Origin of the sequence: Streptomyces sp. NPDC050560, from assembly GCF_044457285.1 — a bacterium.
Lineage (GTDB): Bacteria > Actinomycetota > Actinomycetes > Streptomycetales > Streptomycetaceae > Streptomyces.
In genome coordinates, this window is record NZ_JBITGT010000005.1 from 308,311 (window position 1) to 322,910 (window position 14,600).

General features: G+C 73.1%; 14 protein-coding genes. 8 read left to right on the forward strand and 6 right to left on the reverse strand.

Annotated features, from left to right (window positions below; all coding sequences use genetic code 11):
- Positions 1-2 precede the first annotated feature (2 nt).
- From ACIBIW_RS13565 to ACIBIW_RS13575, 3 genes are all read left to right on the forward strand, one after another.
- The gene (locus ACIBIW_RS13565; protein WP_399335382.1) at positions 3-2,423 is read left to right on the forward strand and encodes a trypsin-like peptidase domain-containing protein; all 2,421 of its coding nucleotides are present in this window, start codon (positions 3-5) and stop codon (positions 2,421-2,423) included.
- Between the two features lie 159 nt (positions 2,424-2,582).
- On the forward strand, positions 2,583-3,020 hold the full coding sequence (locus ACIBIW_RS13570) for a sec-independent translocase (protein WP_399335384.1): 438 nt from the start codon (positions 2,583-2,585) through the stop codon (positions 3,018-3,020).
- A gap of 226 nt (positions 3,021-3,246) precedes the next feature.
- Positions 3,247-3,909 carry a hypothetical protein gene (locus ACIBIW_RS13575; protein ID WP_399335386.1) on the forward strand — a complete coding sequence of 221 codons (663 nt, stop codon included), beginning with the start codon at positions 3,247-3,249 and terminating at the stop codon, positions 3,907-3,909.
- Between the two features lie 105 nt (positions 3,910-4,014).
- On the opposite strand, the gene ACIBIW_RS13580 is transcribed toward ACIBIW_RS13575, so the two are convergent.
- From ACIBIW_RS13580 to ACIBIW_RS13590, 3 genes are all read right to left on the reverse strand, one after another.
- Positions 4,015-5,148, reverse strand: coding sequence for an Mrp/NBP35 family ATP-binding protein (locus ACIBIW_RS13580; protein ID WP_399335388.1), 1,134 nt, complete (start codon positions 5,146-5,148; stop codon positions 4,015-4,017).
- 117 nt (positions 5,149-5,265) lie between these two features.
- Complete coding sequence (locus ACIBIW_RS13585; RefSeq protein ID WP_399335390.1) at positions 5,266-5,859, reverse strand: DUF1003 domain-containing protein; 594 nt, start codon at positions 5,857-5,859, stop codon at positions 5,266-5,268.
- Entirely contained in the window at positions 5,843-7,180 is a 1,338-nt protein-coding gene (locus ACIBIW_RS13590) for a magnesium transporter MgtE N-terminal domain-containing protein (protein ID WP_399335391.1), read from the reverse strand. Before ACIBIW_RS13590 ends, ACIBIW_RS13585 begins: the two co-directional genes overlap by 17 nt.
- 483 nt (positions 7,181-7,663) lie before the next feature.
- Between ACIBIW_RS13590 and ACIBIW_RS13595 the strand changes: the two genes are divergently transcribed.
- On the forward strand, positions 7,664-8,410 hold the full coding sequence (locus tag ACIBIW_RS13595) for a hypothetical protein (RefSeq protein ID WP_399335393.1): 747 nt from the start codon (positions 7,664-7,666) through the stop codon (positions 8,408-8,410).
- 33 nt (positions 8,411-8,443) lie between these two features.
- On the opposite strand, the gene ACIBIW_RS13600 is transcribed toward ACIBIW_RS13595, so the two are convergent.
- Complete coding sequence (locus tag ACIBIW_RS13600; RefSeq protein WP_399335395.1) at positions 8,444-8,944, reverse strand: hypothetical protein; 501 nt, start codon at positions 8,942-8,944, stop codon at positions 8,444-8,446.
- A 78-nt stretch (positions 8,945-9,022) separates the two neighbouring features.
- Positions 9,023-10,159 carry a magnesium and cobalt transport protein CorA gene (locus tag ACIBIW_RS13605; RefSeq protein WP_399335396.1) on the reverse strand — a complete coding sequence of 379 codons (1,137 nt, stop codon included), beginning with the start codon at positions 10,157-10,159 and terminating at the stop codon, positions 9,023-9,025.
- 625 nt (positions 10,160-10,784) lie between these two features.
- On the opposite strand from ACIBIW_RS13605, the gene ACIBIW_RS13610 reads away from it, so the two are divergent.
- The 3 genes from ACIBIW_RS13610 to ACIBIW_RS13620 all read left to right on the forward strand — a co-directional run bounded on the left by ACIBIW_RS13610 (position 10,785) and on the right by ACIBIW_RS13620 (position 13,153).
- Complete coding sequence (locus tag ACIBIW_RS13610) at positions 10,785-11,387, forward strand: suppressor of fused domain protein (RefSeq protein ID WP_399335398.1); 603 nt, start codon at positions 10,785-10,787, stop codon at positions 11,385-11,387.
- A gap of 110 nt (positions 11,388-11,497) precedes the next feature.
- Entirely contained in the window at positions 11,498-12,139 is a 642-nt protein-coding gene (locus tag ACIBIW_RS13615) for a DUF6758 family protein (protein ID WP_399335400.1), read from the forward strand.
- 156 nt (positions 12,140-12,295) lie between these two features.
- Entirely contained in the window at positions 12,296-13,153 is an 858-nt protein-coding gene (locus ACIBIW_RS13620; protein ID WP_399335402.1) for a PHP domain-containing protein, read from the forward strand.
- A 60-nt stretch (positions 13,154-13,213) separates the two neighbouring features.
- On the opposite strand, the gene ACIBIW_RS13625 is transcribed toward ACIBIW_RS13620, so the two are convergent.
- Positions 13,214-13,366, reverse strand: a complete 153-nt coding sequence (locus tag ACIBIW_RS13625) for a hypothetical protein (protein ID WP_399335404.1) — start codon at positions 13,364-13,366, stop codon at positions 13,214-13,216.
- Between the two features lie 299 nt (positions 13,367-13,665).
- Here ACIBIW_RS13625 and ACIBIW_RS13630 point away from each other — a divergent pair, with 299 nt between their 5' ends.
- The gene (locus ACIBIW_RS13630; RefSeq protein WP_399335406.1) at positions 13,666-14,577 is read left to right on the forward strand and encodes an NYN domain-containing protein; all 912 of its coding nucleotides are present in this window, start codon (positions 13,666-13,668) and stop codon (positions 14,575-14,577) included.
- Positions 14,578-14,600: the final 23 nt, after the last annotated feature.

Consider the following 14,600-nt stretch of genomic DNA (forward strand, 5'->3'; position numbering starts at 1 on the left):
GCATGGACGAGGCGATGGGTCCCGGCGAGAAGAACCGCTCCACGGAACCCGCCGACACGGGCGGAGCCGCGGCGCACAACAGCGCCCCGGCCGGGGGCGAGGCACAGCGCCCCGCGGACACCGCCCCCGCGGACGCGGCCGAGCGGGCGGCCACGGGGCCCTACGACGCCGCCCCGAACGACGCGGCGCAGCACACGGCCACACCCGCGGACGCCGTCCCAGCACCGGCCGATGCGCCCCCCGCCGCCGCGGGAACCCCCGCCACCGGCGCCGTACCCACCGATGCGGCCCCCGCGGACGCCGTACCCCAGGACTCCGTACCTCAGGACACCGCCCCCGCGGGAGCTGACCCGGCCGGGACGCCCGCGTCCGGCACCGGCAAACCCAAGCCGCTCCACGACCCCGACCCCTACGGCACCCCGCCCTACGGCGAGCCAGGCCCCTGGGCCCCCGCGCCCCCGGTCCAGCACCCGAGCGTGACGCCCCCGCACGGCACCCGTGTCCCGCCGCCCCCGGGTCCCGGAGGCACGACCCCGCCCGGCGGCACCACCCTGCCCGCGATGGCACCCCCGCCGGAGCTGACACCCCCCGGTGGAACACCGGCCCCCGGCACCCCACTCCCCGGCACCCCCACGCCCGGCTACACACCGCCCGGTGGCACAGCCGCTCCCGGCTATACGCCACCGGGCGGTACCGCCGCTCCCGGTTACACACCGCCCACCGGTACCACCGCCCCCGGCTACACGCCACCCGGCGGTACCACCGCCCCTGGCTACACCCCGCCCGCGGGCACGCCCGCCGCCGGAATGGCGCCGCCCGCCGCCGAGACGGGGCTGACGCCGCCGGTCGTGCCGCCCGCCCCCGAGCCCGGACCGACGCTCCCGGGCACCCCCGCCCCAGGCACGCCGTTCCCCGGCGCCCAGGCCCCCGGCGCCCCGTACCCAGGCAACGCCCAAGGCTTCGCCCCGCCCGCCGGTACGCCTCTCGCCCCGCCGCCCGGCGCCCCGTACCAGCAGCAGACCCCCGGGCCCTACCCCACGACCGGGGCCACCCTCGCGGGTCCGCCGCCGCCCGCGGCGCCGTACGACGCCGTGCCGCCGCCCGGCTACCAGGGGCACCCGGGCCGGCCTGCGGCCCCCGCGGCCCCGCCGGGATGGGGCGTGCCCCCGCAGGGCCCGCCGCCCGGCATCCCGCCGCACGGCAGTTTCATGCCGCCCCCGGGCGGAACCGGCGGCTGGGCCGCCGATCCCTGGGCCGCGCCGTTCCACCAGAACGGCGCCGTACCGCCCGCGCTGCGCCGCAGGGAGGGGCGGCGCGGGCTCGTCACCGTGCTCTTCGTCGTGGTCGCGCTGGTCGCGGGCGGGCTCGGCGGGGTCGTCGGCACCTATGCAGAGCGGCACGGCGCCGACACCGACGTCGACCTTCCCGCGCTCTCCGACGGCGCCCGGGAGATGCCCCCGGACAGCGTTGCCAAGATTGCCAAGACGGCGCTGCCCAGCGTGGTGACGCTCCATGTGAAGGGCGCGGAGGAGCAGGACACCGGCACCGGGTTCGTCCTCGACGGCCAGGGCCGCATCCTGACCAACAATCACGTGATACAGCCCGCGGTCTCCAGTGGTGAGATCTCCGTCACCTTCAGCGACGGCAGGACCGCCAAGGGCACCGTCGTGGGCCACGACAGCGGCTACGACCTCGCCGTGGTCAAGGTCTCCGGGGTGTCGGACGTCAAGCCGCTGACCCTCGGCGACTCCGACGGCATCGCGGTCGGCGACCCCGTCGTCGCCATAGGGTCCCCGTTCGACCTGCCGGGCACGGTGACCTCCGGCATCGTCTCCGCCAAGGAGCGGCCCATCACGGCCGGCGGGGAGAGCGAGGACGACAGCGACGTCAGCTATGTCGACGCCATCCAGACCGACGCCCCCATAAACCCGGGCAATTCGGGCGGACCGCTGGTGGATGAGAAGGCCCGTGTGATCGGGATCAACAGCGCCATCCGCTCCGGCGGCGGCGGTGACGAGTCCGAGGGCGAGCAGGGCGGCTCGATAGGGCTCGGCTTCGCGATCCCCATCAACCAGGCCAAGCGGATCGCCACGGAACTGATCGACACCGGGACGGCCTCCCACCCCGTGATCGGGGTCACTCTCGACAACCAGTACCTCGGCGACGGCGCCAAGGTCGCCGAGGAGGGCCAGAACGGGGACCCCGCGGTGACCAGGGGAGGCCCGGGCGACAAGGCGGGCATCGTCGCCGGTGACGTCATCACCGAGGTGGACGGCAAGCCCGTGCACTCGGGTGACGAACTGATCGTCAAGATCCGCTCCCACCGCCCGGGTGACCACCTCGCGCTCACGCTGCGGCGTCACGGCGGCAACGGCAAGAAGGAAAAAGTCACGCTTGTCCTTGGAGAGGCAAAAGGAAACTAAAAGCAAAACCCGTGCCGGTACGGCCACCGCGGGCCCTGGAAGGTATCGGTTTCGGCGGGCCGCCGGGTACCGTGGATGCGGTCCTGACGACGGAAGACCTGCGCGGACGAGCCGGTAAGGGCTCGCCGCGCGGCCGAGGACATCGCGAGGAGCTGCTAGGTGTTCAACGACATAGGCCCACTTGAGCTGGTCACACTCGTGGTCCTCGCCGTCATCGTCTTCGGGCCCGACAAGCTGCCGAAGGTGATCCAGGACGTGGCCCGCACGATCCGCAAGATCCGGGAGTTCTCGGAGAGCGCCAAGCAGGACATCCGCAGCGAGCTGGGCCCGGAGTTCAAGGACTTCGAATTCGAGGACCTGAATCCCAAGACGTTCATCCGCAAACAGTTGGACAACGACGACCTCGGCCTGAAGGAAATCCGCAGCAGCCTCGACCTGCGCAAGGAAATCGAGGACGTGGCCGAGTCGGTCCACTACGAGGCCGACTCCACCCCCGCGGCCGAGGGCACCGGCAGCACCGGCACCGCGACGAAGATCGACATGACCAAGAAGCCGGCGGCGGCCGACCATCCGCCGTTCGACATGGACGCCACCTGAGCGCACCCCGCCGCACCCCCCGGGCACCTGACCGGGGGGTTTCGTCTGCGCCCAGGCCCGGTTGTTTCAGGCCGATGGCGGGTCCCCCGCGACCCACCAGCAGGGCGGTTTCGGAGTTACGCGAAGCCCTGTGGCTATCCTGCCTTGTTGATGTGCGGAGCCGAGGTGAGGGACGCCCGAGGGGGGCGGGCCGCTCGGAGCCGCCGGAGCCAAGGAGGCAGGGCACATGGAAGCGACAAGTCAGGTGGGCGGCGAGACGTCCACGGAGGGCGACTCGGACGCCCCCAAGGCCCTGCGCCCGGTCGAGGGATTTCTGTCCGCACCCTTCCCCTGGTACGGCCTCGACGAGGCGTTCACGGGGCCACGCAGACTCATGACCGTCGGCAGGGGAGCCGACGGCACCGTGGAACACGGCTCCCTCGGCCACGGCGACGAGCCCTCGGTGCGCAACGAGGCCAGGGAGGGCGACGACAAGGAGCGCTTCACCGTCGTGGTGACGGTCGCCGCCAGCCCCGTGCGGCGCAGCGCGGACGGCACCGGGCTGCTGGAGGCCACCTCGGTCTCCTCGGCCGCCTGGCTCGCCGGTGTCGGGCTGCTCTCGGTGACCTGGCCCATCCAGATGGACCACGCGCTGCGCGACGACTGGCTGGAGCAGCAGACCGAGACCGCGTGGGTGCTCGCCGACGACCTCGGCGCCGAGCCCTGGAGCGAGCTTTCGCTGCCCGTGGACGGCGCCTCCACGCCGTTCCACTACCGCGAGTCGGAGTTCGGCTGGGTGCTCGCGGGCAGCACCCGCGAGGGCGCCCACATCGGGGCCTACGGGCGCGGGATGAGCGCCTACGGCCTCGGCTTCTCCGTCATCAGGGACATCATCGCCACGTACACCTGACCCGCGGCACCCCGCGGAAGCGCCGGCCGGGCGCATCGGCCCGGCGGGCGAAGGCCCGGGACCGCGCAGGCCGCAGGCCCGCCCCCGGGACCCGTGCCCCGGGGCTCAGAACTTGTTGCGCGGGGTGATCCCCAGGGACATGCCGGCGAGGCCGCGCTGGCGGCCCGCCAGTTGGCCCGCGATGCCGCGCAGGGCCGCGCCCGCGGGGGAGTCCGGGTCCGTGATGACGACCGGCTTGCCCTCGTCGCCGCCCTCGCGCAGCCGTACGTCGATCGGGATGGCGCCGAGCACCGGGACCTCCGCGCCGGTCGTCCTGGTCAGGCCCTCGGCGACCGTCTTTCCGCCGCCGGTGCCGAAGACGTCGACCATCTCGCCGCAGTGCGGGCAGGGCAGGCCCGACATGTTCTCCACCACGCCCACGATCCGCTGGTGGGTCTGCACCGCGATGGACCCGGCGCGCTCGGCGACCTCCGCCGCGGCCTGCTGGGGGGTGGTCACCACCAGGATCTCGGCGTTGGGCACGAGCTGGGCGACGGAGATCGCGATGTCGCCGGTGCCGGGCGGCAGGTCGAGCAGCAGGACGTCGAGGTCGCCCCAGTAGACGTCGGCGAGGAACTGCTGGAGCGCGCGGTGGAGCATCGGGCCGCGCCAGACCACCGGGGCGTTGCCCGGGGTGAACATGCCGATGGAGATGACCTTCACGCCGTTCGCCGACGGCGGCATGATCATGTTCTCCACCTGGGTGGGGTGGCCGTCGGCGCCCAGCATGCGGGGCACGCTGTGGCCGTAGATGTCGGCGTCCACCACGCCGACCTTCAGGCCGTCGGCGGCCATCGACGCCGCGAGATTGACCGTCACGGACGACTTGCCGACGCCGCCCTTGCCGGATGCGACCGCGTACACCCTGGTGAGCGAGCCGGGCTTGGCGAACGGCACCTCGCGCTCCGCCTGCCCGCCGCGCAGCGAGGTCGCCAGCTCGCGGCGCTGTTCGTCACTCATCACGTCGAGGCTGACGTCGACACCGGTGACGCCCTCGACCCGGGAGACCGCCTCGGTCACGCTCTGGGTGATCGTCTCGCGCATCGGACATCCGGAGACGGTCAGGTAGACGGTCACCGCGACCCTGCCGCCGTCCCCGATCTCCACCGACTTCACCATGCCGAGATCGGTGATGGGACGGTGGATCTCGGGGTCGTTCACCGTCGCCAGTGCTTCGCGCACCGCGTCTTCCGTAGCCATACACAGATAGTACGGCCGTGCTCCGCGCTGCCCGAAAGGGCTGTGGACAACCCGGCGGCTGTGGACAACGCCGCAACCCGAACGTGTTCCTCCGCCGAAACACCATCGGACAAAAGCCTACGTATCGGACGAACCGCCCCGTGGTGAGGAGGGCTCCCCCGACCGGTTCCGCCGCCCGCCGGCCTGCCCGTTCGGCGGGGGCGCCGCGCCGCGCCGCTCCAGCTCCCGCAGCAGCTCCGTCAGCTCGTCCCGCATCCAGTCACGCGTCGCCACCTCGCCGAGCCCCAGGCGCAGCGCCGCGACCTCCCGGCTCAGGTACTCGGTGTCGGCCAGGGAGCGCTCGTTCTGCTTGCGGTCCTGCTCCAGGTTGACCCGGTCGCGGTCGTCCTGCCGGTTCTGCGCGAGCAGGATCAGCGGCGCCGCGTACGACGCCTGGAGGGACAGCGCCAGCGTCAGGAAGATGAACGGGTACTGGTCGAAGCGCAGCGCCTCGGGCGCGAACACGTTCCACAGCACCCACACCACGATGGTGACGGTCATCCAGACGATGAACCGGCCGGTCCCGAGGAAGCGCGCGATCCGCTCCGAGAGCCGCCCGAACGCGTCGGGGTCGTACTCGGGCAGCAGCCGGCGGCGCGGTGCGAGCGGCTGGTCGAGTCTGACCCGGGGCAGCCGCTCGCGGTCGCGCTCGCGCTCACGGTCGAAGACCATCGCCCACCTCACGCTCGGGGTCGAACTCCGCCTCGCGCCAGTCCTCCGGCAGCAGGTGGTCGAGGACGTCGTCGACGGTCACGGCGCCGAGGAGCGAGCCGCCGTCGTCCACCACCGGGGCCGCGACCATGTCGTACGTCGCGAAGAAGCCGGCGACGTCGGGCAGCGCGGTGTCGGGCGCGAGCGCCTGGAGGTCGTCCCTGAGCAGCGAGCCCACCAGGGTGAACGGGGGATCGCGCAGCAGCCGCTGGAAGTGGACCGTGCCCAGGTAGGTGCCGGTCGGGGTCTCGTCGGGCGGGCGGCAGACGTAGACCTGCGCGGCCAGCGCGGGGGAGAGGTCCGGGTTGCGCACCCGCGCGAGCGCGTCCGCCACCGTCGCGTCCGGCGTCAGCACCACCGGCTCCGTCGTCATCAGACCGCCCGCCGTGCGTTCCTCGTAGGACATCAGCCGCCGTACGTCGGCCGCGTCCGAGGGGCGCATCAGGGCGAGCAGCCGCTCCTTCTCGTCCTCGGGCAGCTCGCCGAGCAGGTCGGCCGCGTCGTCGGGGTCCATGGCCTCAAGGACGTCCGCGGCCCGCTCGTCCTTCAGCTTGCCGAGGATCTCGATCTGGTCGTCCTCTGGCAGCTCCTCCAGGACGTCCGCGAGCCGTTCGTCGTCGAGGGCGGCGGCGACCTCCGCCCGCCGCTTCGCCGACAGGTGGTGCAGCACGTTCGCCAGGTCGGCGGGGCGCAGCCGCTCGAAGGTGGCCAGCAGGTTCTCGGCGCCCTGGCCCTCCTCGTCGAGCGCGAAGCCGGTCACCGCCGACCACTCCACCGTCAGCGTCTCGCCCCTGCCGCGCCGGAACCTGCCGCCGCGCGGCCCCTTGCGCACGAACACCTTGTCGATCTCCCAGTCCCTGCGCGTCGGCAACTGCCGCACCGACACGTCCAGGACGGTGACCTCCTCGTCGGTCTCGACCAGGCGCACCCGACGGTCGAGGAGTTCGCCGACGACCAGCCGCTCCGTCGGCCGCCGTTCGAAACGGCGCACGTTGAGCACGCCCGTGGTCAGGACCTGGCCGGACTCGATCCCGGTGACCCGGGTCATCGGCAGGAAGACGTGGCGGCGGGTGCCGAGTTCCACGACGAGCCCGAGGACCCTCGGGGGCCGGTCGGCGACGGTGCGCCAGCGGGTGCCCTCCGGGGTGCGCTCGGTGTGGCCCTCCTGGAGGCGCAGGATCGCCACCAGGTCGCGGACCCGCCCCACCTGGTCGCCGTTCGGATCGAAGACCGCGATGCCCGACAGGTGCGAGACGAAGATCCGGGGGAAGCCTGCCGCCATGTCCGCGCCTCCTTCCCCGCTGGTGGGCCCGCCGGTGGGTCCGTCGGCAACCGGGTTCAGGCTAGCCCGTACCGTTCCGCGACGCCTCGGCAGTGTCCCCCGGGCGCCGGGGCGGGACGCAGGGGGCGCGCCCGGCCCGGCGTCGTGCCCGGTGCGCGACCCGCGCGCATGGCGCGCGACGGGGCCGCCCGGCCGGTGGCGCGCGGCCCACGCGCGCGAAGCGCCGACGGCCGTACACGCGTGCGTGGAACCGGCGGGGCGCACGCGCGCGTGAGGTCGACGTGCGGGCGCACCCGCGTGTACGCGGGCGGGGCCGCCCGCGCGGGAGCGGCCCCCGGGCACCGGTACGCTGGCGCCCGGCCGCCGTGCGCGTCGCGGCGGCGCCCGCCGCGCGCCGCGCCGGGGCCAGGCCGTGGGCCGCGCCCGCGCCCCCCGGCCTCCGGCGGGCCCCACGGCAGTTTTCGTACGAGAGGCAGTAAGCCCGTGACCGAGATCGCCCCCGCAGGACTCCGCCGCACCGCGCTCCTCGGCGTGGTCTTCGCGGGACTCGCGGGCGCCGTCCTCTCCGGGTGCGGAAGCGACCCCGACGCGGGCACCAACGGCGTCGGGAAGCTGTCGGCGTCGGACATCCAGAACAAGACGCGGGCGGCGGCGCGCGCCGCGCGCACGGTCCGCCTCTCCGGCTCCCTCGCGGGCAAGGGCGGCACCTACAAGCTGGACATGCGGCTCAAGGACGGCGGCGGCGCCGGCTCCGTCACCTCCAAGAGCGCCACGTTCCACCTGCTGCGGATCGACGACGAGCTGTTCCTCAAGGCCGGGGCCGACTTCTGGGGCAGCGAGGGCGAGGCCAAGGAGGGCGACTCCTCGGAGGCCGCGGACAAGCTCGACGGCAAGTACGTGCGCGTGCCCCAGGGCGACCCGGCGTACGAGCAGCTCAGTGGCTTCACCGACATGGACTCGCTGCTCGACTCGCTCGCCACCCTGCACGGCGCCCTGGAGCGTGGCGACCACCGCGACGTGTCCGGCGTGAAGAGCATCGAGATCAACGGCGACAAGGGCGGCGGCGGCACGCTCGACGTCTCCCTGGAAGGCAAGCCGTATCCGCTGCTGCTGACCCGCGCGGGCGACGCGGGCTCGCTGACGTTCACCGACTGGGACAAGCCGCTGTCGCTGAAGCAGCCCCCGAAGGACGACACCGTCGACTACGGCAAGAACCTGCCCTCGTCCTGACGCGCGCGGGCGCCGCCCGCCACCGGCGGCGGCTCAGCGGCGCCTGCGGCGGCGCCCGAAGAGGCCCGTGGGCGCGCCGCGGGTCACCGCGGGGGAGTGCGGCGGCGGGGCCGCAAGCGAGCCCGTGGGGGCCTCGCCGTGCACCTGTCCCGGGGCCAGCCTCAGCAGCCGGCACTCGCGGCCCCAGCGGGCGACGACGCCGTCCGCGTCCGGGGTGTTGAGCCGGGTGCGGCGCAGCTCATCGGCGGCGGCGTCCCAGGCTTCGGTGCCGGGCACCAGCTCCGTCACGGCGGCGGTGAACGCGACGATCCTGCCGCCCTTGTCCTTGCTGCGGATCACGACCTCGGCGGGCGCGCCCGCGTGGAGCCCGGTCAGTGGCTGCTCGCCGGGACCGTCGCCGATCACACAGACCGCCTCGTCGTGCCAGACGTGCCACAGCGGCCGCTCGCGCCCCTCGCCGCCCCGCGCCCACACCAGCCCCGACTTCTTGGCGGCCTCCGCCACGAGGACGAGCGCCGCCGGTTCCTGTGTCATGCCAGGCAGCGTACTGACCCCGGCCGCGGCCGGTACGCGCGCGTTGGCGGCAGCGGGGCCGGTACGCGTGCGCGCGTGCTAGAGCCAGCCGTTGCGCTTCAGCGCGCGGTGGATCGTCAGGCAGATGCCGACGGTGACCAGGAGCACCATCGGGTACCCGAACCGCCAGTGCGTCTCCGGCATGTGCTTGAAGTTCATCCCGTACACCCCGCACACCATCGTCGGCACCGCGATGATGGCCGCCCAGGACGTGATCTTGCGCATGTCCTCGTTCTGCGCGACGGACGCCTGGGCGAGGTTCGCCTGGAGGATCGAGTTCAGCAGCTCGTCGAAGCCGATGACCTGCTCCTGGACGCGGGTCAGATGGTCGGCGACGTCCCGGAAGTACTTCTGGATGTCGGGGTCGACCAGCCGCATCGGCCGCTCGCTGAGCTTCTGCAACGGGTGCGCGAGCGGCGCCACCGCACGCTTGAACTCCAGCACTTCCCGCTTGAGTTGGTAGATACGACTCGCGTCGACACCGCGCGCCGTGCCCCTGCCGCGCCTGCCGGGCGCCGAGAACACCTCGGTCTCCACCTCGTCGATGTCGTCCTGCATGGTGTCGGCGACGGCGAGATAGCTGTCCACGATGTGGTCGGCGATGGAGTGGAGCACCGACGAGGGGCCCTTGGCGAGCAGTTCCGGCTGCTCCTGGAGGCGGCGCCGCAGCGCGCGCAGCGACCCCTGGCCGCCGTGCCGCACCGTGATGAAGAAGTCCCGGCCCGTGAAGCACATCACCTCGCCGCTCTCCACGATCTGCCCGCTCCCGCTGCCCGGGTCCCGCTCGTCGCCGGTGTAGTGGATGGTCTTGAAGACGGTGAAGAGGGTGTCGTCGTACCGCTCCAGCTTGGGCCGCTGGTGGGCGTGGACGGCGTCCTCGACGGCCAGCGGGTGCAGCCCGAACTCGGCCGCGATACCGGCGAACTCGGCCTCCGTGGGCTCGTGGAGCCCGATCCAGGCGAAGCCGCCCTCGCGGCGCACCTGGAGCATCGCCTCGTGCGGCGTCAGGGAGGTGGAGTCGAGGCAGGCGACGCGGTGGCCCTCCTGGTAGACCGCGCAGTCCACGACGGCCGACACGGCGTGCGGGTCCCGGGTGGCGTCGTACTCGTGCGCCGAGGCGCGCTCCTTGCGCTGCGACGGCCTTACGGCGGCACGGAGGTCACGGATCATCGACATGGGCGGGCTCCTTCACGGCAGGCCGCCGACGACGGTTGGAACTTCCCGGAATGAGGACGTTCTGAACGCGGAGGTTTGACGCGTCCACAAAGCGGGGAGCACCGCACCATCGCGGTGGCAGCTTCGTCACTGATGCGGAACGGACACAGAGCGAACCGGGGTGCGGAGTTCAGGAAGCGGGAGGACGCCGAGCGGGACCGGGTAGCGACCCGGGCCGCCGGACACCGCCCAGAACCCTGGGTTCAGCGTGACCGGTTGAAACGAAGCGCTCTTCCGTGATGCGTGGGACGCCGACACCGTCGGCACGCGAACGCGGAGTGACAGCTCCCGGAGAATGCGGGAGAACGGAACTCAGCGGCCGGAAGAGCGGGTGATACTGCACGGTCGACTTCGATCCACGCAGCCTCACCTCCTCCGGCCGGTCCCCCGTGGGGGATGTCCAACGTACGCGGGGCCACTGAGGACCCGCTGAGGGGCGGCGGGCAACTCTGCCGCGCCCTGCCCCGACCAGCGGCCAATCTTAACAGCCGCCCGTGGTGTCAAGCCCCACTTTGCTCTTTCCCGACGCCCCGTGCCACTTCGCCCGGCCACATCACGCGCCCGTACAGCCGCCTATGCTCGCCGCATGGTCGATGTGCTGCCCCTGGTGGAGGCCCGGTTGAAGTCGGCGCTCGGCGAGCCCGACGCGCGCGCCGCCGTGACCTTCCTCGGCACCGACCGCGTCGAGGTGCTGCGCTTCAGGTCCGAGGCGCCCGACGGCTCCGGTGCGCTGGTGCGGTACGCGACCCTGGGCATGTCCGCGCGGCCCATGGGCGACCCGGCCGCGACGCTGGCCGACCCGGTGCGCGGGCCACGCGCCGAACTGCTGCTCTCGGTGCGCGCGGGCCGCGCCGACACCGCGAAGGTGCTGCGGCCCCTCGCCGTGCTCGCGGCGTCCCCGCAGGTCGAGGGGGTGGTCGTGGCCCCCGGCGGCTCGCTCGACGTGGGGGAGCCGCTGTGGCAGGGCGCGCCGTTCACCTCCGTGCTCGTGGGCGAGCCTGGGGGCCTCGTCGACGACCTGGAGCCCGGCGGCCCGCTCGACCCCGTGCGCTTCTTCCCGCTGCTGCCGATGACGCCCGCCGAGGCCGCGTGGAAGCGGGTGCACGGCCCGGCGGCGCTCCAGGACCTGTGGCTCGCCCAGGGGACGGATCTGCGCGACCCGCTGCGGGGCGCCGCGCGGCTGGACTGACGGTCCTGGCCCCGGTCCGGTAACCGCCGGTATGCGCTCTTGACGGCGGCACCGGCCGGTGGCGTGATCGTCCTTGACGCGGCGTCGGCCGGGGAGGACCGTTGGGCCTTATGAGGGGCGAACCCAGTTGCCCTAAGTGCGGTGGCCGGGTCAGGGCTCCTGGACTGTTCTCGGACTCCTGGCAGTGTGACGCGCACGGGGCGGTGCACCCGTTGCAGCCCGTGATCCCGCCCAGCGTCGAAGGACTCGGCGTGGTGGTGCACAGGGCGCAGGTGCCGGTGTGGATGCCCTGGCCGCTGCCGGTCGGCTGGCTGTTCACCGGGGTGGCCTCGGCGGGGGACGACAGGAGCGGCGGGCGAGCCGTCGCGGTGGCGTGCTCGGGCCCGGGACCGCTGGGCGGCTCGGGCGAACTCGTCCTGGTCGCGGAGGAGCTGGGCGTCGGCCTCGGCGCGCGCTACGCGGGCATCAAGGGCCCCGACCCCGGCGCGCACCTGAGCATGGAGCGGCCGCCGCAGACGAAGGTGCTCGCCGCGGGCCGCCCCACGCCGCTGTGGCACGTCGCGGGCGCCCCGGGCGACCGCGCGGTCTTCGCGGGCGAGGCGTGCGGCCTCTGGCTGTGGGCGGTCATCTGGCCCGAGCAGTCGGGGCTCCTCATGTACGACGACATGGTTTTGACCGATCTGCGGGACGCCGGCGCCGAGGTCGACCTGCTGCCCTGCGGCGCCCTGTCGCCCCGCGTCCTGGGGCCCTGACGCGTACGCGGGGCTCGGAGGAGCACGGGGTCTGAGGGGCACACGCGCCATACGCGCGTATGGCCGAAAGAGGGCGCCATGAGGGGCTGCTTCAGGCCGGTTTCCCGACCGCTATCCTGGCCGGGCCTGTCCGCCGTCCAAGCCGGGAGCCGTGCCGTGCGCATCGACCTGCACACTCACTCGACCGCGTCCGACGGTACGGACACCCCCGCCGAACTGGTGCGCAACGCCGCCGCGAGCGGTCTCGACGTCGTGGCGCTCACCGACCACGACACCACGCGCGGCCACGCCGAGGCCGCCGCCGCGCTCCCGAGCGGGGTGACGCTGGTGCCGGGCGCCGAGCTGTCCTGCCAGGTCGGCGGCGTCAGCATGCACATGCTGGCGTACCTCTTCGACCCCGAGGAGCCCGAGCTGCTGCGCGAGCGCGAGCTGGTGCGCGACGACCGGGTGCCCCGCGCGCACGCGATGATCGCCAAGCTGGCCGACCTCGGTGTCCCGGTGACCTGGGAGCAGGTGAAGCGGATCGCGGGCGACGGCTCCGTGGGCCGCCCGCATATCGCCTCCGCGCTGGTCGAGCTAGGCGTGGTGGCGACGGTCTCCGACGCGTTCACCGAGGAGTGGCTCGCCGACGGCGGCCGGGCGTACGCGCCCAAGCACGAGCTGGACCCGTTCGACGCGATCCGCCTGGTCAAGGGCGCGGGCGGGGTCACCGTCTTCGCGCACCCCGCCGCCGCGACCCGGGGCCACACCGTGCCCGACGAGGTCATCGCCGAGCTGGCCGCCGCGGGCCTCGACGGCATCGAGGCCGACCACATGGACCACGACGAGGCGACGCGCGCCCGGCTGCACGCCATGGCGGCCGACCTCGGCGTGCTCGCCACCGGGTCGAGCGACTACCACGGCAGCCGCAAGACCTGTGTGCTCGGGGAGCACACCACCGACCCCGGCGTCTACGAGGAGCTGGCGCGCCGCGCCACCGGCGCCGCCCCCGTGCCGGGACACGCCACGGCATGACGGAGCCCCCGTACGGCGTGTCGTACGGGGGCTTCCGAAACCGATGTCGCGCCGTAGGCGCTATGAGGCGGGAGATTCGGCGGGCCGGATGTACAAGCGCTGCCCGGTGGCGGCGGCCTGTTGCACGATCCGGTTGACGGAGGCGGCGTCCACCACGGTGCTGTCCAAGGCGGAACCGTCGGCGTCGTCCAGGCGCATGATCTCGAAGCGCACAGGCTTCTCCCTTCGTCTGGTGATCCTCCTGAAGGAGAACTGAACTGATCCGCACCCGACTGCGTATCGGGTGCGGAGGCTGCGTACTGAGCGGCTGCTGCCGTGCGGGATCAGGGCGCGCCCGGTCCAGTGCGGCAACTGGAGTGCGTGACCGGCGTGCCCCGCCTTCCATCGCTGTACAACGGATTGTCCCACGCAACTATTCCGAGCGCAGGGAAAATTCTTAGAGTCAGTAATTACTGACGCGATTCTCCACGGGTTGTGCCCGGTCCGTCACCCACCGGAGAATGGGGGCCGATATGGACGACACCACGCGACCCGACCAGGCGGCCGTGCTGCGAGAGCGCCTCGACCGTACGAACGACCTGCTGGAACGGGTGCTCGCGGAGGTGGCGAAGACCCCGTCGACCCACGCGATCTTCGTCGACGCCGGATACCTCTACGCGGCCACGGGACGGCTCGTCGCGGGCACCGAGGACCGGCGCTCCTTCGACTTGGACGCCGAGGGCCTGATCGACGCCCTCATCGACCGGGCCCGTACGGTCTTCGCCGACAGCAGGCTGCTGCGGGTCTACTGGTACGACGGCGCGCGCCGCCGCATCCACACGGCGGAGCAGCAGTCCATCGCCGGGCTGCCCGACGTGAAGGTGCGCCTGGGCAATCTGAACGCGAACAACCAGCAGAAGGGCGTGGACTCGCTGATCAGGGGCGATCTGGAGTCCCTGGCCCGGCACCGCGCGATCAGTGACGCCGCACTCCTCGGCGGCGACGAGGACCTGGTGTCCGCCGTCGAGGCCGCCCAGGGCTACGGCGCCCGCGTCCACCTGTGGGGCATCGAGGCCCCCGAGGGCCGCAACCAGGCCGAGCCGCTGCTGTGGGAGGTCGACAGCCAGCGCACCCTCGACCTGGACTTCTTCAAGCCGTACGTGACCCGGCGCACCGGGGCCCCGCCGGAGGGCGGCGCGGGGCCGCGGCCGAGCCGGGAGGACGTGTGGTTCACCGGCGCCAGGATCGCGGCGACCTGGCTGGCCGAGCGCGGCAGGAGCAGCCTGGAGGAGCTGCTGCCCGGGCACCCTTATCTGCCCGGCTCCATCGACCAGGACCTGCTCGTCGAGGCCGAGAGCCTGCTGCGCTACTCGCTGCGCGGCCAGTCGGAGCTGCGGCGGGCGCTGCGGGACGGCTTCTGGGAGCATCTGCGGGCGCAGTTCTGACGGCGCGTTTCGAGGGCGTGGTT